This is a genomic window from Sulfuricaulis sp., assembly GCF_024653915.1.
Taxonomy (GTDB): domain Bacteria; phylum Pseudomonadota; class Gammaproteobacteria; order Acidiferrobacterales; family Sulfurifustaceae; genus Sulfuricaulis.
This window is the reverse complement of record NZ_JANLGY010000022.1, coordinates 26,808-52,997: the sequence shown is the minus strand read 5'-3', so window position 1 is coordinate 52,997 and position 26,190 is coordinate 26,808. Positions and strand designations below refer to the sequence as shown.

General features: G+C 59.0%; 34 protein-coding genes and 1 pseudogene. 22 read left to right on the top strand and 13 right to left on the bottom strand.

The annotated features are described in order from the left end of the window. Positions 1-64: 64 nt before the first annotated feature. Genes NUV55_RS11050 through NUV55_RS11035 form a run of 4 tightly spaced genes read left to right on the top strand, consistent with a single transcriptional unit; the run spans position 65 to position 2,368 of the window. Complete coding sequence (locus NUV55_RS11050; RefSeq protein WP_296672976.1) at positions 65-277, top strand: ribbon-helix-helix protein, CopG family; 213 nt, start codon at positions 65-67, stop codon at positions 275-277. Beyond that, positions 274-915, top strand: coding sequence for a hypothetical protein (locus tag NUV55_RS11045; protein WP_296672974.1), 642 nt, complete (start codon positions 274-276; stop codon positions 913-915). Before NUV55_RS11050 ends, NUV55_RS11045 begins: the two co-directional genes overlap by 4 nt. Next, positions 916-1,449, top strand: coding sequence for a helix-turn-helix domain-containing protein (locus NUV55_RS11040; protein ID WP_296672972.1), 534 nt, complete (start codon positions 916-918; stop codon positions 1,447-1,449). It begins immediately after the preceding gene. Next, a complete protein-coding gene (locus tag NUV55_RS11035) occupies positions 1,439-2,368 on the top strand; it encodes a hypothetical protein (protein ID WP_296672970.1) in 930 nt (309 codons plus the stop codon). Before NUV55_RS11040 ends, NUV55_RS11035 begins: the two co-directional genes overlap by 11 nt. Positions 2,369-2,525: 157 nt before the next feature. Here NUV55_RS11035 and NUV55_RS11030 read toward each other — a convergent pair whose 3' ends face one another. Next, positions 2,526-3,461 carry a carbon-nitrogen hydrolase family protein gene (locus NUV55_RS11030; RefSeq protein ID WP_296672968.1) on the bottom strand — a complete coding sequence of 312 codons (936 nt, stop codon included), beginning with the start codon at positions 3,459-3,461 and terminating at the stop codon, positions 2,526-2,528. A 35-nt stretch (positions 3,462-3,496) separates the two neighbouring features. Then, positions 3,497-3,931, bottom strand: a complete 435-nt coding sequence (locus tag NUV55_RS11025) for a GFA family protein (protein ID WP_296672966.1) — start codon at positions 3,929-3,931, stop codon at positions 3,497-3,499. A gap of 120 nt (positions 3,932-4,051) precedes the next feature. Here NUV55_RS11025 and NUV55_RS11020 point away from each other — a divergent pair, with 120 nt between their 5' ends. Together NUV55_RS11020 and NUV55_RS11015 are read left to right on the top strand one after the other, a co-directional pair. Next, the gene (locus NUV55_RS11020) at positions 4,052-4,951 is read left to right on the top strand and encodes a LysR family transcriptional regulator (protein ID WP_296672964.1); all 900 of its coding nucleotides are present in this window, start codon (positions 4,052-4,054) and stop codon (positions 4,949-4,951) included. Positions 4,952-4,975: 24 nt separating this feature from the next. After that, positions 4,976-5,191: a hypothetical protein gene (locus tag NUV55_RS11015; RefSeq protein ID WP_296672962.1), complete on the top strand. Its 216-nt coding sequence runs from the start codon at positions 4,976-4,978 to the stop codon at positions 5,189-5,191. Here the strand turns inward: NUV55_RS11015 and NUV55_RS11010 are convergent. Further along, positions 5,188-5,520, bottom strand: coding sequence for a GYD domain-containing protein (locus NUV55_RS11010; RefSeq protein WP_296672960.1), 333 nt, complete (start codon positions 5,518-5,520; stop codon positions 5,188-5,190). The genes NUV55_RS11015 and NUV55_RS11010 overlap by 4 nt on opposite strands. A 338-nt stretch (positions 5,521-5,858) precedes the next feature. Between NUV55_RS11010 and NUV55_RS11005 the strand changes: the two genes are divergently transcribed. The 3 genes from NUV55_RS11005 (at position 5,859) to NUV55_RS10995 (ending at position 8,128) form a co-directional block, all read left to right on the top strand. Next, the gene (locus NUV55_RS11005; RefSeq protein WP_296672958.1) at positions 5,859-6,722 is read left to right on the top strand and encodes a class I SAM-dependent methyltransferase; all 864 of its coding nucleotides are present in this window, start codon (positions 5,859-5,861) and stop codon (positions 6,720-6,722) included. A 275-nt stretch (positions 6,723-6,997) separates the two neighbouring features. Then, a complete protein-coding gene (locus tag NUV55_RS11000) occupies positions 6,998-7,375 on the top strand; it encodes a phage holin family protein (RefSeq protein WP_296672956.1) in 378 nt (125 codons plus the stop codon). Between the two features lie 81 nt (positions 7,376-7,456). Then, positions 7,457-8,128 carry a DUF2238 domain-containing protein gene (locus tag NUV55_RS10995; RefSeq protein ID WP_296672955.1) on the top strand — a complete coding sequence of 224 codons (672 nt, stop codon included), beginning with the start codon at positions 7,457-7,459 and terminating at the stop codon, positions 8,126-8,128. 132 nt (positions 8,129-8,260) lie between these two features. Here NUV55_RS10995 and NUV55_RS10990 read toward each other — a convergent pair whose 3' ends face one another. Further along, positions 8,261-8,725, bottom strand: a complete 465-nt coding sequence (locus tag NUV55_RS10990; protein ID WP_296672953.1) for a hypothetical protein — start codon at positions 8,723-8,725, stop codon at positions 8,261-8,263. A 150-nt stretch (positions 8,726-8,875) separates the two neighbouring features. After that, positions 8,876-9,502, bottom strand: a complete 627-nt coding sequence (locus tag NUV55_RS10985) for a hypothetical protein (RefSeq protein ID WP_296672951.1) — start codon at positions 9,500-9,502, stop codon at positions 8,876-8,878. 167 nt (positions 9,503-9,669) lie between these two features. Between NUV55_RS10985 and NUV55_RS10980 the strand changes: the two genes are divergently transcribed. After that, positions 9,670-9,855 carry a hypothetical protein gene (locus tag NUV55_RS10980; RefSeq protein WP_296672949.1) on the top strand — a complete coding sequence of 62 codons (186 nt, stop codon included), beginning with the start codon at positions 9,670-9,672 and terminating at the stop codon, positions 9,853-9,855. 140 nt (positions 9,856-9,995) lie between these two features. On the opposite strand, the gene NUV55_RS10975 is transcribed toward NUV55_RS10980, so the two are convergent. After that, the gene (locus tag NUV55_RS10975) at positions 9,996-10,394 is read right to left on the bottom strand and encodes an MAPEG family protein (protein ID WP_296673248.1); all 399 of its coding nucleotides are present in this window, start codon (positions 10,392-10,394) and stop codon (positions 9,996-9,998) included. Between the two features lie 267 nt (positions 10,395-10,661). Here NUV55_RS10975 and NUV55_RS10970 point away from each other — a divergent pair, with 267 nt between their 5' ends. The 6 genes from NUV55_RS10970 to nadA all read left to right on the top strand — a co-directional run bounded on the left by NUV55_RS10970 (position 10,662) and on the right by nadA (position 16,883). Continuing rightward, a complete protein-coding gene (locus NUV55_RS10970; protein WP_296672948.1) occupies positions 10,662-11,063 on the top strand; it encodes a MarR family transcriptional regulator in 402 nt (133 codons plus the stop codon). 103 nt (positions 11,064-11,166) lie between these two features. After that, the gene (locus NUV55_RS10965) at positions 11,167-11,583 is read left to right on the top strand and encodes a GFA family protein (protein WP_296672946.1); all 417 of its coding nucleotides are present in this window, start codon (positions 11,167-11,169) and stop codon (positions 11,581-11,583) included. Between the two features lie 202 nt (positions 11,584-11,785). Beyond that, positions 11,786-13,180, top strand: coding sequence for a glycosyltransferase family 2 protein (locus tag NUV55_RS10960; protein WP_296672926.1), 1,395 nt, complete (start codon positions 11,786-11,788; stop codon positions 13,178-13,180). Beyond that, a complete protein-coding gene (locus NUV55_RS10955; RefSeq protein ID WP_296672923.1) occupies positions 13,177-14,643 on the top strand; it encodes a hypothetical protein in 1,467 nt (488 codons plus the stop codon). The genes NUV55_RS10960 and NUV55_RS10955 overlap by 4 nt, the downstream gene beginning before the upstream one ends. Before the next feature lie 125 nt (positions 14,644-14,768). Next, on the top strand, positions 14,769-15,656 hold the full coding sequence (locus NUV55_RS10950; RefSeq protein ID WP_296672921.1) for an NAD(P)-dependent oxidoreductase: 888 nt from the start codon (positions 14,769-14,771) through the stop codon (positions 15,654-15,656). A 165-nt stretch (positions 15,657-15,821) separates the two neighbouring features. Next, positions 15,822-16,883 carry a quinolinate synthase NadA gene (gene nadA, locus NUV55_RS10945; RefSeq protein WP_296672919.1) on the top strand — a complete coding sequence of 354 codons (1,062 nt, stop codon included), beginning with the start codon at positions 15,822-15,824 and terminating at the stop codon, positions 16,881-16,883. Positions 16,884-16,968: 85 nt separating this feature from the next. On the opposite strand, the gene NUV55_RS10940 is transcribed toward nadA, so the two are convergent. From NUV55_RS10940 to NUV55_RS10920, 5 genes and pseudogenes are all read right to left on the bottom strand, one after another. Beyond that, positions 16,969-17,718 carry an MBL fold metallo-hydrolase gene (locus NUV55_RS10940; RefSeq protein ID WP_296672917.1) on the bottom strand — a complete coding sequence of 250 codons (750 nt, stop codon included), beginning with the start codon at positions 17,716-17,718 and terminating at the stop codon, positions 16,969-16,971. Positions 17,719-17,751: 33 nt separating this feature from the next. After that, complete coding sequence (locus NUV55_RS10935; RefSeq protein WP_296672915.1) at positions 17,752-18,222, bottom strand: DUF6691 family protein; 471 nt, start codon at positions 18,220-18,222, stop codon at positions 17,752-17,754. 2 nt (positions 18,223-18,224) lie between these two features. Then, positions 18,225-18,586: pseudogene (locus NUV55_RS10930) on the bottom strand (YeeE/YedE family protein). Between the two features lie 146 nt (positions 18,587-18,732). Then, entirely contained in the window at positions 18,733-20,148 is a 1,416-nt protein-coding gene (locus NUV55_RS10925) for a dihydrolipoyl dehydrogenase (protein ID WP_296672911.1), read from the bottom strand. A gap of 4 nt (positions 20,149-20,152) precedes the next feature. Further along, a complete protein-coding gene (locus NUV55_RS10920; protein ID WP_296672909.1) occupies positions 20,153-20,662 on the bottom strand; it encodes an MOSC domain-containing protein in 510 nt (169 codons plus the stop codon). A 177-nt stretch (positions 20,663-20,839) separates the two neighbouring features. Here NUV55_RS10920 and NUV55_RS10915 point away from each other — a divergent pair, with 177 nt between their 5' ends. From NUV55_RS10915 to NUV55_RS10900, 4 genes are all read left to right on the top strand, one after another. Continuing rightward, positions 20,840-21,400 carry a hypothetical protein gene (locus tag NUV55_RS10915; protein ID WP_296672907.1) on the top strand — a complete coding sequence of 187 codons (561 nt, stop codon included), beginning with the start codon at positions 20,840-20,842 and terminating at the stop codon, positions 21,398-21,400. Between the two features lie 8 nt (positions 21,401-21,408). Next, a complete protein-coding gene (locus NUV55_RS10910; protein WP_296672904.1) occupies positions 21,409-21,960 on the top strand; it encodes a peroxiredoxin in 552 nt (183 codons plus the stop codon). After that, entirely contained in the window at positions 21,957-22,973 is a 1,017-nt protein-coding gene (locus tag NUV55_RS10905) for an NAD(P)-dependent alcohol dehydrogenase (RefSeq protein WP_296672903.1), read from the top strand. The genes NUV55_RS10910 and NUV55_RS10905 overlap by 4 nt, the downstream gene beginning before the upstream one ends. Before the next feature lie 159 nt (positions 22,974-23,132). After that, the gene (locus tag NUV55_RS10900) at positions 23,133-23,366 is read left to right on the top strand and encodes a hypothetical protein (protein WP_296672901.1); all 234 of its coding nucleotides are present in this window, start codon (positions 23,133-23,135) and stop codon (positions 23,364-23,366) included. Between the two features lie 60 nt (positions 23,367-23,426). Here the strand turns inward: NUV55_RS10900 and NUV55_RS10895 are convergent, their stop codons facing one another. Continuing rightward, on the bottom strand, positions 23,427-24,308 hold the full coding sequence (locus tag NUV55_RS10895; RefSeq protein WP_296672899.1) for a pseudouridine synthase: 882 nt from the start codon (positions 24,306-24,308) through the stop codon (positions 23,427-23,429). Between the two features lie 167 nt (positions 24,309-24,475). On the opposite strand from NUV55_RS10895, the gene NUV55_RS10890 reads away from it, so the two are divergent. Together NUV55_RS10890 and NUV55_RS10885 are read left to right on the top strand one after the other, a co-directional pair. Then, positions 24,476-24,922 (top strand): glycine zipper 2TM domain-containing protein, encoded by a 447-nt coding sequence (locus NUV55_RS10890; protein ID WP_296672897.1) that lies wholly within the window; start codon positions 24,476-24,478, stop codon positions 24,920-24,922. A 17-nt stretch (positions 24,923-24,939) separates the two neighbouring features. After that, entirely contained in the window at positions 24,940-25,200 is a 261-nt protein-coding gene (locus tag NUV55_RS10885) for a hypothetical protein (RefSeq protein WP_296672894.1), read from the top strand. Between the two features lie 28 nt (positions 25,201-25,228). Here NUV55_RS10885 and NUV55_RS10880 read toward each other — a convergent pair whose 3' ends face one another. Continuing rightward, positions 25,229-26,068: a hypothetical protein gene (locus NUV55_RS10880; RefSeq protein ID WP_296672893.1), complete on the bottom strand. Its 840-nt coding sequence runs from the start codon at positions 26,066-26,068 to the stop codon at positions 25,229-25,231. Positions 26,069-26,190: the final 122 nt, after the last annotated feature.

Sequence of the window (26,190 nt, the reverse complement as noted above, 5' to 3'; positions counted from 1 at the left end):
TTTTGGGGTCTAAAAACTATAATTTACGTATATCAGTAGACGCTAACTAACCTGGAGACGACCCATGTTCGAGAAACGTACGATGACGTTTAACTTGAGCGAGCCAGAAATGGTGACTCTCGAGACGCTTTGCAATCGCAAAGGGATGTCAAAGACAGCCTTGCTCCGACAAGCTTTAAGACTTTATCAATCCGTTGACGAGAGACTTGAGCGTGGTGAAAAGGTTTTTATTGAAAATCCAAGTACCAAGGAAAAAGCTGAATTAATGGTCCTGTGAAAGCCCTGCTCGGGAAGTATCAGCTACTTAATCGCCAAACAGGTGAGCTTGAGTGGGCAGAACTCTTCTTGGGCATCGACGGGAGCAATTTAGCAGCCTTCGAACGCGAATGGCGCCCAGCTTTTTTGAGTGTACACAAAGCTAGTTTATCTTCAGCTGGGTCTAGCCCCGCACGAGCAGAGGATGCACGTTGGGACTGGTCGCGGATTGCCCAAACACGCATGAACCCGTTGCTGTATCAAATGTTCGCTGTCGAATGCGCGGGGACTACTCAAGGTTTGATGCTAGTGCGCAAGGGCGGAAAGTTTAGTCGGCATCCAGATCACGAACGTGCTGACATTATTTATGTGGAATGTGTGGCTACTGCGCCTTGGAATCGCCCAAGTCTGGTGAAAGAGGACGCCAAGTACAAAGGTGTGGGACAACTTCTACTTGGAACTGCCGTGAGCTATAGCGTTGCTGAAGAATTAAACGGTCGCATTGGTCTGCATTCCCTCCCGGGTGCTGAAACATTCTATCGCGACGTTTTGGGTATGACGGACTTTGGGCCAGATAGTGACTATCAATCGTTTTGTTATTTTGAATTCTCAGAAACGCAATTAGCAACATTTTTTTCTACAAACAGTCAAGGAGGCTAAATGAAAATGCTCGTAACTAATGAGTGGCTGCAATTTCGGATAGCTAAAGACCCTGATGTAGATACTGATGCGGGGCTTCCAATTGAGTATGTAGACTTACAGGGGGAATTTGCTAAGACTGCTGAAAGAAGAATTGAAGCTAGATTTCTTGAAGAGGCGAGAGCCGACTATGCAGTATTGGGAACGCTTATTCGCCAATTAAGAGTGCGTGACGAGATCAGTATTGCTGAATTAGCAGACTACGCCCGTGTCTCAGTAGATGAATTGCAGGCTATTGAACATGATCCGAGGTTTATACCCAAGCCAAGAACAATCCATCAATTGGCATCGTACTATAAGATTTCAACTAGGCTACTGTTAAGAATATCTACTGCATCAGTGAAAAATGATCCAGTCCTCGATGAGGCAGTGACACGATTTGCTGCTAACTCAGGTGAGCTTTCCAGCTTAAGCAAAGAAGAGAGAAAGAGACTAAATGAATTTGTATCCTTTTTAAGCAAATATAGGGAGCGAACCGGAGATCATGAAAAATGAGCCCGAAATCGATCATTATTCTGCGGAGGATATAAGAGCACAAATATCGCGTGTCTTGCGCGATCTTGATGATCCCGAGCCACCACTAGATCTTAATCATGTAAGGTCATTATTAAAGCTCGATCTTAATTATTACAGCAGCACTGATTTAAATCTTCTCGACGAAATATCCCATAAATTGAAAGTTGCAGGGAAGACTTTGGTCGACAGACCTACCCGCTTTACTGACGTAGTAAAAAAAGCAAAATTGAATGCTCTCTGGATCCCTAGCGACCGATGTATCCTTATAGATGATGAAGTACCAGAGCTAAAGCATCGCCACATCCAGGCGCACGAAATAACGCATAGCATTACTCCGTGGCATCGGGATTTTCTACTAGGAGACAACGATATTACGCTAAAGCCACAGTGTCATGACATGATTGAGGCAGAGGCCAACTACGGTGCAGGTCAGCTTCTCTTTTTGCTAGATAAATTCAAGAATGAATCGCGAGACTTGGATCTTAGCTGGAAGAGCATTCAAATACTTAAAAATCGATACAAAAATACATTAACGACTACACTTTGGCATTGGGTCGAAGAACGTGACTCCACACTTCCTGTTGTTGGATTAATTAGCCGACATCCAAAACACCCCGAAATTGGCGGTGGAACCGATGGAGCAGATTGCACCCACTTCATTCGCTCAATTGGGTTTCTGCGCCAATTTCCTAATTTTGATGCAGAAGCGATATACGCAATTGTTAGTCGTTATGTCACATACAGACCCCGTGGTCCAGTCGGAAGCTCTACAGAACAACTTACTGATATAAACGGCGATACATACGAATTTTACTTTGACAGTTTTTCAAATAGTTATAGTTTACTAACGTTTGCGTTTGCCAAGAAAAAATTAGCTAAAAGTGTTGTGGTGCTTTAAGTTTTGCCAATTCGGATCAGATGATAAAAGGGGACTGATAAAAGGGGACGGAGGGATTATTTTTTAAGCAGTTTTATAAACCGGCCAGATCACAGTTCGCGCTGACGCCTGTTCAGCTTTCACTTCCGTTCAGTCACGGTCCCGGACCTCGTTACGGCTAATCAAACTTGACCGGGCTCTGTGGCTGGGTGTTCACGTGCAGCTGGAAAATATCCGGGCGGGCGTAATGGCCGGTGACGTCCAGCGCGCGTTTCGCAATCCCGGTGCGCTGGCTGTCGATGTCCGCGTATAAAATTCCCTGCTCGTTGCGCATCGGGCCGGCGACGATCTCGCCGCCGGGCGCGACCACGACGGAATCGCCGGGATTGACCCAGGCCTGCGCGTCGGGATAAAGCTCGGCTTTTTTCGGGAAGTCCTCCGGGATGTCGCTGCCTTTGATGGCATATCCGCTGCCGACCACCCAGCACTTCGCCTCGCGCGCGATGTGCTGCATGGTGCCGATCCAGCCGTCGCCGCTGTCGTAGGTCGGCGCGATATAGATTTCGATCCCCTGCGCGTACAGCGCGTAGCGCGCCAGCGGCATGAAGCTTTCCCAGCACAGCAGCGTGCCGACGCGCCCGCACGGAGTATCGACCACCTTGAGGCCGGTGGCGTCGCCGAAGCCCCAGACCATGCGCTCCGGATTGGTCGGCATCAATTTGCGGTGGCGGTTGAGCAGCTGTCCATCGGGTCCGATGATGACCACGGTGTTGTAGAGCGTCGTGCGGCTTAACTCGCCGTCGCGCTCGTCAATGCCGCAGACGATCGTGACCTTGTGTTTCTTGGCGGCCTGGCGCAGCGGCGCCAGCTCGTCTTGTTTCAGGTTCACGGCGTTGTCCAGCAGGCGCGAGTGGATTTCTTCCGAGAGTTTGAAATCTGCCCCCGGCCGCAGGCGCCAGATCCACGCCGGGTAGCCCGGGATGAATGCCTCGCTGAAAACAATCAGCTGCGCACCCTGCGCCGCTGCCTTGTCCACCAGCGCCACGGCCTTCTTGATGGTGGCGTGCTTGTCGAGGAACACCGGGGCTTCCTGAATGATTGCCAGCTTGGTCATGTTGGATTTTCTCTCATCGGTCGCGCGTTGTCGGACTAGTCAGGCAATACCATGCCGGAGCCGCCCATTTCCTTCGGAACATCCTTTTGTTTGACGACCCCGTCGTGGATGTGCAGCGCGGTTTCCTGGTAGTGCACGTGCACCCCGGCCTCGAAGGGAAAATCCGGAATCACAGCGGCGTAGACATCGGTCAGCCCCAGGGCGGGATGCTCGGTCAGAATGTGGCCGCCGCAGGTTTTGCACCACTTGCGGGTGCTGCCGGGTGTTTTGTTGAAGGAACCGATGCGATCCGTTCCCCGGGTGATCGCGACATGCTCCGGCTTCCACAGGGTGAAGGCATTCACCGGGCCGGCCGACCACTTGCGGCAGGAATCGCAGTGGCAGTAGCCCATGCCCACCGGTGCGCCGGTCACTCTGAGCTGAACCGCTCCGCAAAAACAGCTGCCTTCATAGGTTTTTGGCTGGGTCATCACGAATCTCCTTTGCTCACGGTTTAAAACAATGCCTGGCAACTCTTTCTGTTTAAATCGACAACAATTCCCAATAAAGGCAAATACAATGTGCAAATATGCACAAGTACTCGGGGAAGCATGAACTGGGATGATTTGCGGATTTTTCTCGCCATGGCCCGCATGGGCTCGGTCTCCGGCGCGGCGCGGTACCTGGACGTGCAGCACTCGACGGTCTCCCGGCGCCTGCGGCAACTGGAAAAACGCCTGGGCACGAGGCTGTTCGAAAAAAAGCGCTCGGGCTATGAGCTGACCGCCGCCGGCGAAGACCTGAAAAAAGCCGCCATGAACATGGAGCGCGAAGCGCTGGCGGTGGACGGGGCGTTGCAGGGGCAAGATAAAAATCTGGCCGGCAGCCTGCGCGTGACCGCGGTGAACATCATGGCGGCCGCGGTGCTGGCGCCGATTTTCTCGCGCTTCAGCGCGGCCCATCCGGAAATCGAATTGCAGATCCTGGTATGCAACTCGGACATAAGTCTGGCCGAGCGCCAGGCCGATGTCGCGCTGCGCGTCACCAACGATCCGATGGAGACGCTGATGGGCAAAAAAATCGCCACCATTGCCTCGACGGTTTATGGTGGTCGAAAATACCTGGCCGGTTTGCGCAAGCACGATGCGCCGCCGAAATGGATCGGCATGACCTGCTGTGGGTATCACAAGCACTGGACGAGCAAGCTGTCCGGCGGCGAGTCACATCAGGTTATCGTGGACGATCCCATCCTGACGCAGCAAATGCTGAAGCAGAACATCGGGCTGGCCGTGCTGCCGTGCTACATGGCCGATCCCGATCCATTGCTGGAACGCTACACCGACCCGATACCGGAAATGGACATGGGCCTGTGGTTCCTGTTCCATTCGGATCTCAAGCGCACCGAACGCATCCACGTGTTTCGGGATTTCCTCATCAAGGAAGTGGAAGAAGTCCGGGACCTGCTCGAAGGCAAACAGGCCAGATCGACAATAGGACGCGATCATGAGTAACCAACCATATTCCGCTTCATACCCATGCCGCTAGCCTTCTGGCTGCTGCGCCTGGCAATTCGCCTGTTGGGCCTGGTCTCGCCGGCCCTGGCCGGGCGCTGGGTGTATCGCTTGTGGTTTCAACCGCTGCGTTATTCTGAACCGAAGAGAGAGAAGGAGTGGCGCCGCACGTCCCAACCGCTGGACGTGGCCCATCGCGGCCAGCGGCTCGCGGTCGATTCGAGCGAGGAGTGCTCCTAACTTTTTTCTCCCGGTGGCCGATACGTGATCGACGAGGCCTTTTTCATGGCGGCGACCGTCTCCTCAACGGTCAGCAAGACAGTCGTCTGAAGGGAGCTCAACGCTCCGCCGGCGCTGATCGCCATCGCCGTGGCGGCCATCGAGACGTTATCCGGAGCCTCCCACAAGTTGTATCCGTCGTGTTCACCGAAGGCATACCAGAAACCGTGCAACTTTCCGCCGACCGATTCGATGTACTGCTTGGCTGCCGCTCGGCGGTCCTCGGGGTTCTTGATGAGTTTTGCCCATGCGGCAGGCGTGTAACTGAACTTGGTCAGGTATAACGGCATCGGCTATTCCTCCTTTGCTTTCATCCCGCTGGCGGTCGAAGTGTGCCGGATCAGATGCCTTTAGCATGCCCTTCGCGCGTCCGCACCGCAAGACCGCGCAGTCAAAGCCCCCGTCTTCGTTACGCCTAATCAAACCTGACCGGGCTGCCCCGTGATGTCCAACGCGCGTTTCGTAATCCCTGTGCGCCGCGGGTTGGTGTCCATGTATAAAATCGCCTGCTCATTGCGCAGAGGACCGGCCACGATCTCACCGCCCCAATTGCAGTCGCTGAGGTTTTGGCTGACACTGTGCGGAGCGTCCGCGAAGACGGACAACACAAGCCATAATGGAGGAGAAAATGAATAAGGCGGAAGCGAAGGAGAAGCAGCACAAGAGCTGGACCATGGTCGCGCCGGGTTGGGGCAAGTACGATCCGCTGATGCGAATTTGGGCGGCGCCGGTGACCGAGCGCATGATCGCGCTGGCGGCCATTCGCGAGGGGTCGCGCGTGCTCGACATCGCCTGCGGCGCGGGCGAACCGGCGCTGACCATCGCCGAACGAATCGGGCCCGAAGGCTCGGTGCTCGCCACCGACTTCGTCGAGGAGATGATCGGCTACGCGCGCTCAAAAGCACAGGCGCGTTCGCTCTCAAATGTTGAGTTCCGTTGTGTCGACGGCGAAGTCATCGACGCGATGAAAGGCTCGTTCGACGCCGTGACCATGCGCTGGGGCCTCATGTTCATGCCCGATCCGGTCAAATGCATGCATTGCGCCAACACCGCGCTTAAGCCGGGCGGAAAAGCGGTGATCAGCGTCTGGACCGAGGCGGCGAATAACCCCTTCGTCACGGTGCCGCTCGGCGTGCTCAAGCGGCATATGGATGTCCCCACCCCGCCCCCGGGCGCGCCCGGCATCTTCGCGCTCGCCGACACCGACCGGCTGCGCGCCATCTTTGCCGAAGCGGGTTTCAGCGACGTGGCGATTGAACAGATATCGCTGCCGATGGCCGATTTTTCGACCGGCGCCGAGTATGACGTGTTCATTCGCGAGCTCGCGGGACCCGTGGCGAGCCTGTTTGCACAGCTGCCGGCGGATACGCAGGCGATCGTGAAGCAAGAGATTGCGCGCGAGGCCGAGGCCCGCAGCTCAAAGCCCGGGCGCGTTTATCTCAACGGCATTACCCACGTCGTCGTCGGCACCAAACCACATAACCAGGCATAAAAAGGGACGGAGAAATTAATTATTCGGTAGTCTTTATAGCTCGGTCAGGTAACAGTTCCCGCTGACACCTGTTCAGCTTTTACTTCAGTTCAATCACGGCCCCCGTTTCCGGATCAGCCACCCGGTCGTCGAAACGCGCACTTTTATTGCGGATTATTACGCGCCCAACCTAACCTGCATTGAATCCATTTTCGATAAGGCGCGAGTCATAAATTATCCGGCCGCGCACGTGACGGGTATTTCACAAACGCCGGCGAATGTGAAAATATAAGCCCATGACCGGTTTCTTGTTACGTTTTTTCATTGTCGCATTCGGGCTGTGGCTGGCGTCGGAGCTGGTGCCCGGCATCGACGTGCAAGGCGTGGGAACATTGCTCGGGGCGGCGCTGCTGCTCGGCATCGTCAACGCCGTGGTGCGGCCGCTGCTGTTAATTCTTACGCTTCCCATCACCATCCTTACGCTCGGATTGTTTCTTTTAGTTATTAACGCGGCCATGCTCGGGTTGGTAGCGTGGATGTTCGATAACTTCAGCATCGCCGGTTTCGGCGCGGCCTTGTTGGGATCGATCGTCGTGAGCCTGACCGCTTGGCTGGCGTCGTACTTTATCGGTCCACGCGGACGTTTCGAAGTTATCGTCGTGCGGCGGCGTTAAATCTCGCGCCAGCCCAACGCTTTGATCACCCGTCTATCTCATCGTCAGTACCTGCTCCTCCTCGGTATCTTGTTTGCTTGCGTGTGGATACCGCTGGCCATTCACCCCAACGACCGCGCCGCGTGGGCATTGGAAAATATCCTGGTCGTGGTGGGTGTGCTGGTTCTCGCCGGGACCTATCGTGTTTTTACCTTATCGCGCGTCTCTTACACGCTGCTCTTTGTTTTTCTCGTGCTGCATGAAATCGGCGCGCATTACACTTATGCGGAGGTGCCGTACGACAAGTGGTTCGAGTCTGTATTTGGTTTCAGTCTGAACGAGGCCCTGGGTTTCGAGCGCAACCATTTCGACCGGGCGATTCATTTTTTCTACGGGCTATTGCTGGCGTACCCGATTCGCGAAGTGTTTATCCGTATCGCCAGCGTGCGTGGTTTTTGGGGTTATTTCCTTCCCCTGGACCTCACCATGTCGACCTCCATGCTCTTCGAGCTGATCGAATGGGGCGTGGCCGAGATCTTCGGCGAGGGTCTGGGGATGGCCTATCTCGGAACACAAGGTGACGTGTGGGACGCGCACAAGGACATGGCCTTGGCGAGTCTGGGCGCGTTGATCTCCATGCTGGCGACGGCGGCGATCAATCGGAGTATGCAGCGTGACTTCGCGGCCGAGTGGAATGAAAGCCTGCGCGTAAAGAGCCGCCGCCCCTTGGACGAAAACAAGATTAAACGCCTGTCGAGCAAGCGCCGGCGCTGAACGCCGGAAATATCCAGCCTCTTCGACGAAGGGGACGGAGGGATTATTTCTTAGGCAGTCACACTTTGAACCGCCTCACAAAAGAAACGGCCCCTCGCGGGGCCGTTTTAGTTAGTTGGCGTTGAACCTGGATTACCCCGTCTTGGCTTTTCCAGACTTGCCGATGGCTTCCATGACCGCTTCGGAATTGTGGAACAGCGCCCACACCAGCCACACCGCGGCGGCGAGGATGCCGAGGACGAACGTCCAGTCGAGCAGGGCCCGGACGCTGTCGCCGAGAAACGGCGCGCTGAATTTCATGAGCACCACGTAGGCGCTGGCCGTGACGATGAGCGTAATCAGCGCCAAAACCGGGTCGGCGAGACGGGCCATGCCGCCGTCCAGCGCGCGTATCTGCTGCGTGAGCCGCTGACCGAGCATGAACAGCAACACCAGCGCGCCGCCGTGGCCGAAGAACCGTACCAGCGAACCGGCGGTGACCTTGGGCGTACCGAGCGTGGTGCTGCGGAACAGCTCGAGGCTGCCAAGCGTTTCGCCGAGCACCAGCGCGGCGGCGATGACGATGACGAATTTTCCAATCCAGATCCAGTTGTTCATGTGTCACCTGTTTGTTCGGGGAGCTGTCTTGAAGTGTAGCCAAGTCTAGGGTGGAGTTCGGGCGCCTGACAGGACCACCGGTCAGCCAAAAACCCGGGCCAGGTCGGAGTTTTCGCCAATACCGCTGTTCGAGTTTTCCCTTCGGTTGGATTAAGGCGCCAGCTTGCGTATCAGCAGGCCGGTGGTCGAGACGCGCACTTCATATTGCGCGGGACTGTCGGCGGCGGCGAAGGTCGCCGAGCCATATTCGGCATCGAGCAGGGGACTCAGCAGCGCGTAGCGCTGACGTAATTTAAACAAATCCACTTCCCGTTCAGGCGCGAGTGATTTCACGGTGCGCGGCTGCTGTTGCTCCTGCGCCAGATCGTGATAGCGCCCGGCGACGCGGTCGAGTTCATACACCGTGTGCAGGCCGAAAATATTGGCCCACGGATGCCATTTCAGGATACGCGCGTCCACGTACAGCTGATCGCCGCTGAGTGTGTACGTTGCTTCGCTGCCGTCGGGAAAGCGGAATTGCGCCCGGAAGCGATTCGGGCCGAGCGGTTCAGTGCGCACCACGGCGGCGATTTCCTCGTGCGTCAGCGCGCGATAACCCTGCACACCCAGCGCGATGGCGCCGCTGGCCGCCGCGCCCGCGAGAAACACCAGCGCCCACAGCAGCCGCAGGCTCATGCGCAGCGGGCGCCGTCGCCGCAGCGCCGTACCCGCCGCCACAATCAGCGCCACGCCCACGGCGGCAAACAGCGCCGCCACCCACCACAACGTTTCCGGCATAAAATCTCCCGATTTGCTTCTACCCGCCAGCCAAAACGCTTTAGTAAATATTAGAGTAAATACCGGTATCTGCCCCATTTATTGCCCGAAACAGCCGCCGGGCGTCAGGACACCCGCCACAATGCCTGACATAATACGGTTTAACTCCATATGGTGAGGGCGCAATAGTGGCAAAACCCAACTATCAGTTTCAGAAGCGCCAGAAAGAACTGCAAAAGAAGAAGAAAATGGAAGAGAAGCGTCAGCGCAAGCTGGAGAAAAACGCTCCTCCTCAATCCGATGAAAATCCGGATCAGTCACTGGATCAGAGCGAGACCGTCACGAAGGATGAGCAGTTTAAAGGGCCGGAGTGAATTAATTCACAGCCCCGCCACTCGTTAGAGCAATAACACACTCCAAGGCCCGGCCAACGCCAGGCCTTTTTATTTAGCCCCTCCGAATCTCCGTCGGGTCTTGATATCGGGACTCTGCCCCCAACCGTCGTTGGCGGCGATTACGCCAATAGCTGATAAGCAAGGACGAGGCACGCGCCCAGACCGACAAAATACGCGATCGTTCTTATAAATGGAGTATTAAAAATATAAAAAGGGGCATGAACGACACGAGCCCAAAAATAGACTGCGCTGGCCTGCGCCGTGACCTCATTACTTGCTCCAGTGACGTGAACTGCCAGCACCAGCGGTGCGAAGATGACAATGTTTTCAATTGCATTCATGTGGGCGCGATAGGCGCGGTGCGCCCACTCCTCTTTGAATGGGTCGTCTCCCGGCAAGGGACTGGTCAGGAGACGCAGGAATCCAATCCGGGATATTCTGACGTAGGCGTAGGGGATGAATAACAAACTCGAGAAAACAGTTATCAGGGTGAGCCAATAGATCTCGCTGGTCATCATGCTTGTCACGTTCTTCTCCTTTGTTTTTTGTTTAGAGATTGTATTTCCCGGGCCACCAATCGGCTTATCGAAAATTTAAGTAAGAACATCACGGTGGCTTCCGCATTGCTTGTTTTTCCGTTTCGGCGGTTGACGCAGATTGATATGCCGATGGGCATCACATATAGTCAATCGGCATATCCTGAAATGATTAAATCTGCCAAACTGGTTAAGCACAAATCAGAGAATTTGATTAGTTTCGCTAACAAACAATAATCAGGTCACGTCATGGAAAACCTGGATGTGGTCAAGCTGCTCAAGGCGGCACAGACGCTGGAAAGGAACGTGTCGGTGTCACTGATGTACTCGGGGCTGCGCGTGCCCCAGTATCGGCTGCTCGACAATTTGGCGGAGATGGGGCAGGCCACGGTGACGGAGATGAGCGAGAAACTGAACGTTCGGCGTGCCACGGCCAGCGTGCTGATCAGCGAGCTGATCAAGTCGGGGATTGTGGAAGTGACCGAAAATAATTCGGACCGACGCTCTTTTCACATCCGCCTCAGCCGCATGGGCACGGGCAAGCTCGAATCGGCGCGAAAAGACATCGCCGTGTTCCGCGAAAAGCTGTCGAAAAAATATTCGCCTGAAATAATAAAAATGTTGAATGAATTTTCCGAGAATCTGGCGTAGCGTCTGTCTGGCGAAGGCTGAATAGAAGGGGCCGGAGAAATTCTTTCGTGGGCCGCCCGCATGAGATAACCTATTCCATCTTCAAGCCTTTGGCGGACAACCCATGCCCGAAACCATCATTAACGGAAGTTGTCTTTGCGGTGCCGTGCAATACGAAGTCAGCGGCGACCCGCAATGGTTTTATCACTGTCATTGCTCGCGCTGTCGCAAGGCCACGGGCACGGGCCATGCCTCGAATCTGCTCATCCCGCACGGATCGCTCAAGTGGATCGAGGGGGAGGCGCTGATCAAATCGTACAAAGTCCCCGAAGCCAAGCGCTTCACTAATTGTTTCTGCTCCGTCTGCGGCGGTCGGTTGCCACGCTACGTGAGGGAAACAGGGATGGTTGTTATCCCGGCCGGTTCGATCGACAGTGAGCTGGACTTCAAGCCGCAATTCCGCATTTACTGGGATTCGCGTGTGAAGTGGTCCTGTAGTGGCGACAAGCTGCCAGTTCATCCGGAATACCCGACTGGATAACTACAAAATAAAATAAGGTCAATCAGCCGGGTAATCCCTCCCTCATCGATCGTCCGAATGCCCTATTTCCCCCTGCCGCGTATCGTCGCAGCGACTTGCCGCGCCTGAAAAAGAGTTAAACGCGCAAAAATTTCCCTATCAGGGGCTAAGCCGCGGTTTTTAAAGAAGTAGCTGGCACAGCCCTTGCAAGTCTTTTGTGGCAATGGGAGACCTCAAAGACCTGAATCAGGCGCTGGTTGGCCCTGAGCACGAAACGCGTTTCAGCGATCAGGGAAGGCCGCCACAACCAGAAAATTCACGGAAGTATGTCCCGGTAAAATTCAAGCTCGCGTTTGCGCAGCTGATGGCTTTCGGCTGGGCGGGCCTCAGCTGGTATCTGGCGCTGCCCTGGATCGCCGATCTGTCCGTCTACGTCCCGTACCCGGTCGCGACCCTAGTCGTCCTGGGCATCGCCATCATGCCGGGCTTCGCTTTCGCCTTCATCTTCTTCAGCCTGCTGCTGGATCGCCGTCCGCCGGCCCGGACATATGCCTCGCTCCCGCCGGTGAGCGTGTTGGTGGCGGCCTACAACGAGCAAGACAACATCGCCGAAACCCTCACGCAACTGCAGAAGCAGAGCTATCCGGGCGACGTCGAGATCATCCTGATCGACGATGGCTCCAAGGACGACACCGTCAAAATTGCGCGCGCGGTCAACGCGCCGAACGTGAACATCATTGCCCTGCCGCGGAATGGCGGAAAGGCGCATGCCCTGAACGCCGGGCTCGCGCAGGCGCGCCACAACCTGATTATCTCTGTCGATGCCGACACCTTCATGCACGAGAAGGCGCTGGAAAATATCGTGTCGCGGTTTCTCAGCGATCCGCCGGGCACGGTGGCCGTGGCCGGCGCGATCAACGTCAAGAACTCCCGCCGCAACTGGCTCACCCGGATACAGGAGTGGGACTATTTCCACGGCATCGCCGTGGTCAAGCGCACCCAGAGCCTGTATCAGGGCACCCTGGTGGCGCAGGGGGCGTTTTCGCTCTATACCCGGCAGGCCCTGCTGGAAGTTGGCGGCTGGCCCGACACGGTCGGCGAGGACATCGTGTTGTCGTGGAGCCTGCTCAAGCGCGGCTACCGCATCGGCTATGCCGAGAATGCGGTGGTGTTCACCAACGTGCCCGAGACCTATGTCAGGTTCTATCAACAGCGACGCCGCTGGGCGCGCGGCCTGATCGAGGCGTTCAAGCTGCATCCCCAGATACTCAAGGTGTTCCGGCTGAACTCGACCTTTTTTTATCTCAACCTGTTCTATCCGTTTCTGGACACGATCTATCTCGTGTGTTTTCTGCCGGGATTGATCGCGGCTTGCTTCGGTTACTATTTCCTGGCGGGGCCCATGACGCTGGCCGTGCTGCCGCTCGGCGTAATGAACAATTTCTTGATGTATCACGTGCAGAAACGGATGTTCGTTGACGCGAAGCTGCGGGTGCGACGCAACATTTTCGGATTCATCTTCTATATCCTGTTCGCGCAGCTGTTGATGTCGCCCGCGTCCGTGGCCGGTTATTACGCCGAATTCATGAACCGGCGCAAAACCTGGGGGACAAAATGACGGCGCGGCGACTGTTGGCCGTCGCGGGGCTGATTGTCAGCCTGGCGATAACGCCTTGCGTGCACGCCGCTACCGGTGACGGCACGGCGGCGATCCAGGCCGGACACGAGGCTCTGCGTCAAGACAATCCAACCGCGGCGAAATCCCATTTCGAGCAGGCGCTGTCACGGTTGTCCGGGCATAATCGCCAGGATCGCCGCGCGGCCCTGCTCGGGCTCGGCCACGCCGCTTTCTGGCTTCAGGACTATCGCGCCGCCGAACGCGCGTACCGGGAGGCGCTGACGCTCGCGGAAACCCGGGAGGAGCGCGCCCCTATTTTGCCCAAGCTCGCGCGCACGCTGAGCGTCCTGGACCGGCCGCGCGCCGCGCTCGTGTTGCTGGCGGAGACGGAGACCTCCTCGCTCGAGGCCGCCATCGAGAAGTCGCGCGCCTGTCTGCTGCTCGACCGCGAGGTCTGTGCCGCGCAGGCGTTGGAACCCCATGCGCAGGTGGTCAGTCCCGCCACCGCGAGCGGCTGGCTCGACGCGGAATATCTCAAACAACGGGACGAGATGAACCGGAGACTGGCGCGCACGGCGCTGGCGGAAGTGGAGTTCGCGCGCGACAGCGACGGCCTGCACAGCCGCCGATTGGAGCTGGCGGCCCGATTTCAAAACGGTGTGGCTGCCCCGGCAGCGCCGGGCGATTCCGTGTGGAAGGCCTTCTGGCAGGTCGGCGGCAGTACCGAAACCCTCCGCGACGGTCATGGCGCGGCGCATGTTTCCGAGGCTTACGGGCAGATCAGGAAAAACCTGAACCACGAGATTCCGTTCCGGTTACGGCTGGGCGGCGGCCAGTTTGGTGACTGGGATTACACCTGGGGGGCTTTCGATACGGCTTATCGCCCGAGCGACACCGGCGGGTTCTCGTTCAACGCCGAGTCGGGCGCCGTCAAAACGGTTACGTCCCTGCAAAACCGGATCACCCTGGACACCGTGACGCTGGGCGGCGATCACCGTCTGGGTGAACTGGGCGTGGGGGCGCTGGCGTTCTATCGCCAGCACTTCAGCGACGGCAACGACCGTGACGGCACGGTGCTGCGCATCAATTTCGATCCTCATGCATTCCCGGAACAGAATCTCAGTCTCCGCTTCCAGATTTATGCGCGCCGCTTCCGCAGCGAACAAACGGTTAGCCACGGTTACTTCAACCCGCGCGAGTTCCACGAGGAAGTGGTGAAACTTTTTCTGAGCCGGCGTCTGTCGGCCGACTGGTCCGTGCACGGCATGGTGGGGGCGGGGCGGCAGGTGGTGGATCAAGACCCCAGTTATCCCCTGTCAACGGAAGTCGGCGCGCAGGGCCGTCTCCCGGGCGGGATGCGAACCGAACTGAAGGCCGGTTACGGCGACGCTTCGGGCTTGGGCAGCAGCGGCAACCATTACCACCGTTCGTACGCAAACGCTTTCCTGTTCATTCCTTTCTAGCCCGGATATCAGCGCCTATGGCCCGGTCCATGAATGACCCCGGCATTCATTCCGTTTTTCGGACTCACGCGGTTGAAGCCAAATGAGATAATGTTCATCTTCTCCGTCGGCAGAAGGTGAAACTCATGCGGCTCGGATTCATCGGCCTCGGCAACATGGGCGGCGAGATGGCGCGGCATCTGCTCGCCGCCGGCCATACGCTGAATGTTTATGCGCGCGGCGAGCGCTCGCGCGCCCACGCCGGCCGTCTCGGCCTGACCCCGCTACCCACGCCGGCCGAGGTGGCGCGCACGAGCGAAGTGGTGTTCACCATGGTCACCGCCGGAGTCGACGTCGAATCAGTGGCGCTCGGGCCGGACGGGATCGTTCAGAGTGATCTGCCCGGCATGATCATGGTGGATATGAGCACCATTTCGCCCGCGATCGCGCGGAGCGTTGGCCAGCGCCTGGCCGAGCGTGGCATTGCCATGCTGGACGCGCCGGTCTCGGGCGGCGTGGCCGGGGCCAAGGCGGCCTCGCTCACGTTTTTCGTCGGCAGTGAAAAGACTGTTTTCGAGCGCGTGAAACCGTTGCTGGAATGCATGGGCAAGACCATCTTCCACATGGGTCCTTTGGGAACCGGACAGGTAACCAAGCTCGCCAACCAGATCGCCCAGCTTGCCTGCCTGCAGGGTGCGGCCGAGGCACTCTTGTTTGCGCGCGAGCAGGGCGCGGACCCGGCCAAGGTACGCGAGGCGGTCATGACCGGGCTGGGTGCGAGCCGCATGCTTGATGTGTTGGGCAAGAAGATGGTCGAGCGTGATTTCGCCGCCGGCATTATCGCCGCGCTGCACCACAAGGATATTGGCGTCGCGCTCAAAATCGCGCGTGACGCCGGCCTGCCAATGCCCGTCACCGCGCAGGTGATGCAGCAGCTCGACGCCCTCATGGCCAGCGGCTTCGGCGAGCAGGACACGAGCTCGCTGCTGTTGGTGCTGGAGCAGATGCGTGGACAAAAGACACGGACGTCATAAGTTTTGCTTACTGCTGTTGCAAAGGACGCTGATACACACACCGTTGCGGTGGTTTAAATCTGCGCACTTGACCGATAATTGATTGCCATCACCACCGGGTGATTAAATGATGGTGAAGCAGATTGATTCTGAGACGGCCCACCAGCCGCGAACCAGAGGTAGAGCGTGAACCAGCGAGCTGAAATTCCCATCCCGGTGGCCGTCAAGCTACCGGCAACACCGCCGCCCCCGCCGGCTTCGGAGGAGGAGCGTACGCGCCTGCGCAGCCGCATCAAGCGCCTGCTCAAGGAGCGGGACGCCGTGCTGGTGGCGCACTACTACGTCGACGAAGATTTGCAGCGCCTGGCCGAGGAGACCGGCGGTTGCGTGTCGGATTCGCTCGAGATGGCGCGCTTCGGCCACGACCATCCGGCGCGCACGCTGGTGGTTGCCGGGGTGCGCTTCATGGGTGAGACCGCGAAAATCCTCAACCCCGAAAAGCGCGTGCTCATGCCGACGCTGCAGGCCGAGTGCTCGCTCGACCTCGGCTGCCCGGCGTCCCTGTTCATTCCCTTCTGCGACGCCCATCCCGACCGCCAGGTCGTGGTGTATTCCAATACCAGCGCCGAGGTCAAAGCGCGCGCGGACTGGGTGGTGACCTCGAGCATTGCGGTAAAGTTGATTGAGCATCTCAAGGCACGTGGTGAAAAAATCCTGTGGGCGCCGGACAAGCACCTCGGCAAATATATTCAAAGCGTTACCGGCGCGGACATGCTGATGTGGAACGCCACGTGTGTGGTGCACGACGAGTTCAAGGGCGAGGCGCTGGCGGCGCTCAAGCGCCAGCATCCCGACGCCGCGATCATCGCGCACCCCGAGTCGCCGACGGCGGTGCTGGATCTGGCCGACGTCATCGGCTCGACCAGCCAGTTGATCCAGGCGGCGAAAACCCTGCCGAACCAGCGTCTGATCGTGGCTACCGACCGCGGGATTTTCTACAAGATGCAGCAGGCCGCGCCGGGCAAGATCCTCATGGCCGCGCCCACCGCGGGTGAGGGCGCTACCTGCGAGAGTTGCGCGCATTGCCCGTGGATGGCAATGAACTTGCTGGCCAACCTTGCTGACGTGCTGGAAACGGGCGCGAACGAGGTGAACGTGGAAGAGGCGGTGCGGGTGAAGGCGCTGCGCGCCACGCAGCGCATGCTCGATTTCGCGGCTTCGATCAGGCAAAAGAACCACGGCGACTGACGGCGCCGCCGCAATCCCGGAGTGATTTACTGTTACACCGGGTCGATTATTTCCAGCGCGTCATTCACGACCGGGAGGGGCCGGATCAACCCTGCACGCTCTCGCCGATCTGCGCGCAGTACTCCTGCAGGTTCTCCGGCACGCCGTACGGACACTTGCCGCACTCGCGGTTGCCCGGCACCGCGTAGTCGATGAACTTCGGATAGGCAAGTTTCAATTCCTGCATGATCTTCACGAACTCGGCCAGCGGCTTGTCGCCGCCGAGACGCGGGTTGCGCGTCTTCTCCTGGCCGACACTGGATACCCGCCGGCCCTGGTAGTCGTGCGCCGGGTACACCAGCGTGTCCTCGGGCAGGGCGAACAGCTTGTCGCGCACGCTGCGGTAAAGGGTGGGCGCGTCGCCGTTCTGGAAGTCGGTGCGCCCACAGCCGTCGATCAGCAGCGCGTCGCCGGTGAGCACGCGGCCGTCCACCCGGTAGGCGTGGTGCCCGTCGGTGTGTCCCGGCGTGAACAGCGGCTCCACCCGGATGCTGCCTAGTTCGAACGGTTTGCCCTCCTCGAGCCCCACGTCGGCACAGGCGAGATTGTCGAACGCCGGGTGCGCGATGCGGCTGCCGGCCTCCATCTTGAGTTTGCGCGCGGCGCTGATGTGATCGGCATGGATGTGGGAATCGAACGTGCAGGCAAGCTTCAAACCGAGCTTGTTCAGTTCCTCGAGATCGCGCTGCCAGGTGGCCAGCACCGCGTCGATCAGCATCGCCTGGCGCGTTTCCTCGCAGCCGAGCAGGTAGGTGTAGGTACTGGAAACCGGTTCTAACAGTTGTCTGAAGATCATGCCACCTCCTTGGTTTGTCGGGTTGGGCGGTACTCAGCGCTTGCCGAGCAGCAGGTCGAGCGCGCTCGCGCCGCCGTCGGGGTCGTGGCTGCCGATCACGTGGAGCGTGCCGTAGGCGTACATGCCGGCGATCATGGAAACGAAGAACACCAGCGCGTCCTCGTGCCAGCTCGCGAGCGCGGCCACCGCCGGGCCCGGGCACAGGCCGACCAGGCCCCAGCCGATGCCAAACATGGCTGCGCCCACCACCAGCGGCGCGTCGATGTCGCGGCGCGTGGGCATGTAGAATTTGGGGCTGGCAAGCGGCTGACCGCGGCGCAGCACCAGCCGGTGCAACACAAGATAAATGCCGGCCGAGCTGATCATCACCAGCGCCAAGCTCGGGTCCCAGTCGCCGGTCACGTCGAGAAAGGCCAGCACTTTCTGCGGCAGCGTCATGCCGGCGATGCCGAGGCCGATGGCGAACAGCAGACCGGAGCAGAATGTTCCCGCGAGTCCGAGCATGATCAGATCCCCCCGAGCACGTGGCGCACCACGTATACCGTGAGCATGGCGGTCGACACGAACGCCGCGCTCGCCACGATCGAACGCGGCGCCAGCCTTCCGACGCCGCAGACGCCGTGGCCGCTGGTGCAGCCGCTGCCGATGCGGGCGCCGAGCCCAACCAGCAGGCCGGCGAGAATCACCGCCGGGGTCGAGACGTCGATACGGATGTCGAGCGCCGCCGGCCACCACCACAACGTAACCAGACCGCCCGTGAGCAGGCCGAAGAAAAACAGCACGCGCCACAGCAGATCGCCGCGAGCCCGATCAGGGTGCCGCCGGCGAGCGCGGCCCAGGGCGTGAAACCTTCCATCGATACGTCCATCATGGGTGTGACTTCCTTGAGCGATTTGGTTCAATACGTTCGCAACACGAATAAGCCATGCAGAGTAAGATCGGGTTTACCGGTTTTCAATACGGAGCACGGAAAATTTTTTCCATTAATTTTCCGTGGATTTTTTGCGCCCCGCGTCACTCCAGCGCCTCGGCCCCGAGCGCTTCGCAGGCGGCGAGATCCGATTCGCCGGCGGGCGGCAGCTGCGCCGCCAGGTCGCGCAGCGCGGTGCGCAGCCCTTCTTCCAGCACCGGGTGATAGAAGGGCAGGCGCAGCAACTCGCGCACCGTGAACGCGCGCTGGATCGCGAGCGCCAGCAGATGCGCCAGGTGCTCACCGGCGGGGGCGCACATCTCGGCGCCGAGCAGCCGGCCGTCGTCGCGTCCGGCATAGACGCGCAGGATGCCGTGGTTGCGCTGAGCGGCGCGCGCCCGGCCCTGGTTTTCGAAACGCACCTCACCGGTGAAATAACTTCCGTCCTCGAGTTCCTGAAAGCGCCGGCCTACCGATGCGATGTTGGGATCGGAAAAGACGATGGCGAGCGGCGTGCGGCGCTCGAAGCAGGCCGGCGTCGGCCGCATGGCGTTGAGTCCGGCGATGTGGCCGTCGTCGGCCGCCTCGTGCAGCAACGGCGCGTGGCCGTTGGCGTCGCCGGCGAGGAACACCGGCAGGTCGGCCACCTGCTGGGTGCCGCGGTTGACCGGCGGCAGGCCGCGCTTGTCGAGCTCGACGCCGAGTGTCTCGAGTCCGATGTCGTCAATGTTCGGGCGCCGTCCGAGGGCGGCCACCGCCCGATCGACCGTGATCTCGGTAGCGCCGGCGCGCACCCGCACGCCGTTGCCGGCGGCGGCGAGTTCCGCGTTCGCGCCCAGGTGCAGCGGGAACTCGCGCCGCAGCAGGCCGGTGGCAACGCTGTTGACCGCGGGATCGCTCAGGCCCGCGGCCGTTTGCGCGCCGTCGAATCCGACCACGTCCACGCCGAGCCGGGACAGCGCCTGCGCGATCTCGACGCCGATGGCACCGAGGCCGATCACCGCGATGCGCGCCGGCAGGTTTTCCTGTTCGAACAGCGTGTCGCTGGTGAGCAGCCGCTCGCCCAGCGCCCGCCACGGCGCCGGCACCACCGGGCGCGAGCCGGTGGCGATAATGACATGGCGCGCGCGCAGCTCGCGGCCGTTCACTTCCACCCGGCCGGGACCGAGCAGGCGCGCGCGGCCGGAGATGGCGCGCTCGCCCAGATCGTCGGTGGCCTTGAGGGTGCCGCGCACAAAGTCGTCGCGCAAACGGCGCACGCGCCGCAGCACCGCGGGGATGTCGGCCGTCAAGTTTTCGGCACCGGTGATGCCGAATTCCGCGAAACTCGTGCGGCGGTGGTAGGCATTGGCGGCCTCGATCAGTGCCTTGGATGGCATGCAGCCGACGCGCGCACACACGGTGCCCCACGGCCCGTCGTTGACGATGACGAAACGTTGCGTGCGCTTCCTGACCTCGCGTAGCGCCGACAGGCCGGCGGTGCCGGCGCCGAGGATGATCACGTCGAGTTCTTCGCTCATGCGGTCAGTCTCCCATGATTTCCACGGCGTCTCCCACCGCAAGTGTGCCGCCGGTAATAACGCGGATGCAAACGCCGCTGTTGTGGCTCAACGCCCGGCACATGCCCTTGCCGGCAATCTGATCGAGGTAGGCGCACGGCGGGCGGGGTTTGTCGTAGCGGAACACGGCTGAGCCAATACGGAATTCCTTCCCTTCCAGATGTTTCGTTTTCAGCCCTGCGATGACCAGATTGCGTCGGTGGCTGCCGTTATCCAGTGCTTCCCGGAACTCGACCTCGGTCTTTTTCGCCTGTTCCAGATCGTGTTCGGTGATGAGCGTGACCTGGCAGCCATCGATCGATTTCCAGTGGCCGCGATCTTCGCTGTAGCGATCGCCCTTCAGGCCACGCTTCGCAATGGCCTCGATGTCGCTCACCGACATCATCGGTTCCCCCGCTGTCGAGGCGATATAAATTGCCTGGAGTGTGGCCGCATCAGGCTTGTTTCGCCTCAAACCGAGCCAATTAATAGCCATAGAAAAATATTATCCCGTGTTTAAACATTGCCGATTAGTGCCAGCGTCTCGTGTCGAAGTACGAAAACCTTTTGGGCAAGGAGACTGACCGTAGTATAAATGCACTCGGATCAGATTATGTGAGAAAAAATGTTCAGGGCTTGCACACAATTAGTTATTACATCCGTCTTTATGCTGTTGACGGCCGCGTCCGTGGCGGCAGAGGTCAACACCGGTACCGATGAAGAGGCGCGTCTGCCGTATTGGGAGATCGTCGAATCGGGCATTTCGATCCGGCTGGTGCAGCGGTTGCCGGACCAGACACGTGGATTCTTCCAGGCGCGCGGTTTTTCGGTGGAAGACTCGGAGTTGATCGCGCAGAGCTGTGTGTTTCAGACCGTGTTCAAGAATATTTCAGCTTCGTCGGAGCCGGGCACCATCGAATACAGCCTGCGCGACTGGGCGGTGCACGCGGCCGGCGTGCGCCGCGGCCTGAAAACGCGCGAAGACTGGCAGAAGGAATGGCTCGCGCGCAAGGCACCACAAGCCGCGCAACTGGCGTTTGAGTGGTCGCTATTGCCTACCCGCCAGACCTATCGCCCGGGTGATTACAACTGGGGCATGACGCTCTTCGGTCTCAAGCCCGGCGCCGATTTTGATCTCGATGTCGTGTGGCGCCAGGATGGAAAGCAGCGCACGGCACGCCTCAAGGCCGTACGTTGCGCACCCGACGTTCATCTCAAGCCTGGTGAATTGTGAGCGAGCGAATGGACATACTATGCAGGTTTGCGGCGCTTGTGTTGTGGCTCACCGCAGGAGTTGCCGCTGCCGCCGAGACCGGAAAGATTCAAACGCTGCCTTCGCTGGACAAGCCCTTCGCCGCGCCGGATTTCTCACTGAAGGGCGAAGACGGCAAGACCTATCGCCTCTCGGATTACCGTGGCAAGGTGGTGGTGCTCAACTTCTGGGCCACGTGGTGCCCGCCGTGCCGTTATGAAATGCCCTCCATGGAGCGCGCACACCAGAAAGCGAAGAGCGAGGAAATCGTGATTCTTGCCGTGAACGTGGGAGAGGATGAGAACACGGTTTTTGCCTTCACCGGGCAATACCCGGTGTCATTTCCGCTGCCACTCGATTTGGACGGTAGCGTCATCGCGAAATACCCGGTGATCGGCTTGCCGACCACTTTCATTGTTGATCCACGCGGACAGGTTACGCACCGTGCCATCGGTGGCCGTGAGTGGGACGACGACCGGCTCCTCGACCAGTTACGCCGGATGTTGAAGCCACAGGGCGGGCCATCAGGTGAATCCCGATGATCAACGCCTACGCGGTCCACAAAGCCAAAGGCCGGCTGAAACGCATCGAGTACGATCCCGGCGTGCTCGGTCCCGATCAGGTCGAAATCGATGTCATCGCCTGCGGCCTGTGCCACTCGGATCTGTCGATGGTAGATAACGAGTGGGGCGACAGCGAGTACCCACTGGTGCCCGGTCATGAGGTCGTCGGCAAGATCGGACAAGTTGGCGCAAACGTAAGGCATATCAAGGTCGGTGACATGGTCGGGCTCGGTTGGTTCAGCGGCAGTTGTCAGACCTGCCATGCTTGCCTGCGCGGCGACCACAACCTGTGCGCGCATGCCGAGCAGACCATCGTTGGCCACCATGGCGGATTCGCCGACAAGGTGCGCTGTCAGGCCATGTGGGCCACGCCGCTGCCCGCCGGGCTCGATGTCATGAAGGCGGGTCCTTTGTTGTGCGCCGGCATCACCGTGTTCAATCCGCTGGTGCAGTACGACGTGCGGCCCACGCAGCGTGTTGGCGTGATCGGCATCGGCGGCCTCGGCCATCTGGCTTTGAAAATCCTTAACAAGTGGGGTTGCGAGGTGACCGCCTTCACGTCCACCGACGCCAAGCGCGATGAATCCTTGCAGATGGGCGCACACCATGCCGTCAACTCGTGCCACGCGGGACAATTGAAAAAGGTTGCCGGTTCGCTCGATTTCATTATTTCCACGGTCGCCGTGGAAATGGATTGGGACGCCTACCTCAGCGCGCTTGCGCCCAAGGGACGCCTGCATATCGTTGGCGCTGTGACCGAACCCCTGTCGGTACCGGCGTTTGCGTTGATCGGCGGGCAGCACAGTCTTTCCGGCACGCCGACGGGCGCACCCGCCACCATGCGGACGATGCTCGATTTCTGCGCGCGCCACCGCATCGAGCCCGTGACCGAAATCTTCCCGATGAGCCACGTCAACGAGGCCATGGCCCATCTCAGGACCGGCAAGGCGCGCTATCGCGTCGTGCTCGAAAACGATTTGGCTGGCAAGTAAATTAACTACTTTCCGTGGAATTCAGCGGTTGAAAATAATGATCGGGCGGAATACGATCGCCACCGAAGCAGCAAGCTTGTCCTGCTGGCATGCCCCCTCGAAGTGAAGGTCTCAGCATTGGGTCTTCTTCATCCAACCTCGTTGCAAAGGAGCATGCATATGTCTACGTTGAAAAAGTTGTCCATTTTCTCCGCCAGTCTGTTGATCGCGGCCGGAATTTCCGCCTGCGAACAAAAAGGCCCCGCCGAGAAGGCCGGCGAAAAGATCGATCAAACCGTCGAAAAGGCCCAGGAGAAAATTGAGGACGCGACCAAGCCTGAAGGGCCGATGGAAAAGGCCGGCAAGAAGGTCGACGAGGTCGTCGAGGACACCAAGGAAGCGATCAAGAAATAAGCTGGCAGTCGTTATAAAGAGGGCAGGTTCACCCTGAACCTGCCCTTGCTGTTTGTACCCTCACCACGCCAGTTTCCGTTCCGACTGAAACTCCCTGTCTGCGCCGGTGACGGGGTCATGGAATCGGATTTCCCTGGCCAGCAGCTGGAGCGGCCGGTCGAAATCATCATCGCGCTCCGGCTGTAGATCGGGATAAACCCGGTCATTAGTGATCCCGAACCCCAAGCCGCTCATGTGCAATCGCAATTGGTGAGTTTTGCCAGTCACCGGCTGCAAGCGGAAAAATCCCCGGTTGTCTTTCATTTCCACGAGTTGAATGTGCGAGCAGGCATTGGCGGCGCCCGTGACGGTTTTCATCCGGAAGCGCGGTTCTCCCTGGACGATCCGGTTTTCTACAGTCCATTGATTCTCCTGCGGCGGCTGATTTACTTCAGCCAGCGCATAATAAATTTTCTCCACCTTTCTGCGCATGAAGAGCTCATGATAAGCCCCGCGCGTTTTGGGATTGACGGAGAAAATGATAATGCCCGCCGTCTCGCGGTCGAGCCGATGCAGGGGCGCAAGATCAGCCAAGCCGGTTCGGCTGCGCAGGCGGTTCAGTAAACATTCCTCCACATAACGACCGCCGGGAGTCACGGGCAAAAAATGCGGCTTGCAGGCTACCAGCAGCTCGTCATCCTGAAACAGGATTTTTTCCGCGAAAGGAATGACTGGCTCGGTTTCAACCTCCCGGAAATAGAAAATCCGTTTGGAGGGGCAATACGGCGTGTCCGTGGTGATGGGCTCGTTCTGGTCGCCGAGTACCTTGCCTTCGTGTATGCGGCGTACCCATTGGTCGCGCGAAATGCCCGGGAAAGCCCGGCACAGGAATTCCACTATCGAAGGATAGGGCGCTTGTGTGGCCGGTAGCGTCACGACAGAAGGGTGTTTGGCAATGCCCATTAATATAAGTCTCGCCAGAAGTAATGATGGTTTCGCCGGTGTAAATCTTAAAGCCAAGTTAATCAACAAGATATATCTGAATTCCGTTCAGGCAGCGTTCAGTCACGGGTAGGTAAGCTTGTCGCTGAAGTAAACGGTAACTCTTAATCACAACGAAGGAGACAAACATGAATCGCAAGTTACTGAGTGCTGCCGTTCTGGCCGTGGCCACCTCGCTTAGCGCGCCGCTGGTACTGGCGGATCGCGGCGACCGTGACCGCGACGATTATCGTGAGGTGCGTGTACACCAAGTGGAGGAGCGTTATTCACGTCATGATAACGGTAATCACCGCGGTTGGTACAAGGAAAAGCACAAGTACAAAAACCATCACGGGCATGGCAATCGCCATGATTCCTACGAGCGCCGTGAGTATCGCGAATACAGCCCACGCGCTGAGCGGGGCGGTGATGAGTATTATCCGGAGCGCCGTTCCAGCTCGTCCGCGCCCATCATCCTCGGGAGCGTGATCGGCGGGGTAGTGGGACACAGCATCGGACGCGGTGACCCCGGTCACACGGCGGTCGGTGCAGTGATCGGTACCGTCATCGGCTATGACATCGCCCGCCATCGCTGATGCGCCGCGCGCCACTCATGACATGCCTCTTGGCCGGATTCCTCGCGCTGATCGCGGTGGTTCCGGCGGAGGCACGCCGCGACGGTCGTTCAATGCGCCACGAGCGCTCCTCGCTGGATGAGGCGGTGTCGAATGTCCGGCGCGACACTGGTGGACGTGTGCTTTCGGCGCAGAAACGCGAACGTGATCGCGGCACCAGTTATCGCATCAAGGTGTTAATGCCCAACGCCTCGGTGCGTTCGTACGATGTCGAGGCGCCGGACCGCGAGCGTCGTTAAAAATTATCTCGCACGTTTTGCTGGATGCTTAAAGGGACCGGAGTGATTTTTCATCGGGCACCACAACACTGGTCTGCTGGCGTCTGTCGACGGGCTTCCAGTTGTCTCGCGCGCTGAAGATGTCGTGGTAGCTGCAGTACAAGCTGGCGGATACCACCGGCAGAGTGATTGATCCGATGACGAGCCACAGCAGGTAGCTTGCCCATAGTGACAAACTGGCGGCTATAACGCCGAGAAAGAAGGGCAGGATCAACACGCCCAGCAGCATCAGCAGAGCAATCGTGAAATGCCGGCTGGCCTTGAGGCTTTGCCGTAGCGAAGGCAGCAGCGGTTCGTCACGCAGGAAGGTGAGTGGCAGCGCATAAATCAGCGACGCCGCGAGCAGGACGTAAAGTACGAAGACAAGCAACGCCAGTGCGAGTATCCCGAACAAAGTCAGGTGATCGAGGTTCGACCAGTTGGCCACCCAGACCTCGCCCACCACCAGCCGCACCAGCAGGTGAATCAGCAGTACGGTGGTGACACTGAGCAGGCATGCTGTGGCTGTCGGCAACACCCGCTTATCGTCTCGGAAGATATCCAGCAGTTGTCGTGGCGATTGCTTCAGTGCGGGCAGACGCAGCTCGACTGGCAAGACCATGTTCTGGCGATAGATGGCATCGAGGGAAACGTAAGTACTGGAAAGCATGATGGGCGCGACCAGCGCAATGAGCAGGCCGCCGATCATAGGGATCAGTGCAAGCCCGGCGAGCACTACTGCCGCCGTCAACCCCATGCCGCCGAGGAGCCAGGGATTGCGCATGAACAGCTGCCAACCATTCAGCAGCCAGCGTCGACCGATACGCAGATGTTTCCAGAATCGTTCCATAAGCATCCTCCCTGACGGCGTCCTGCCGTCGCGGATGTATAAATAAAACTAGCATGAATATTTGTGTGGCGGTGGAACGGCGGCTTTCGGCAAGGGCACCACGCCACGCTGGACGGCGTAGC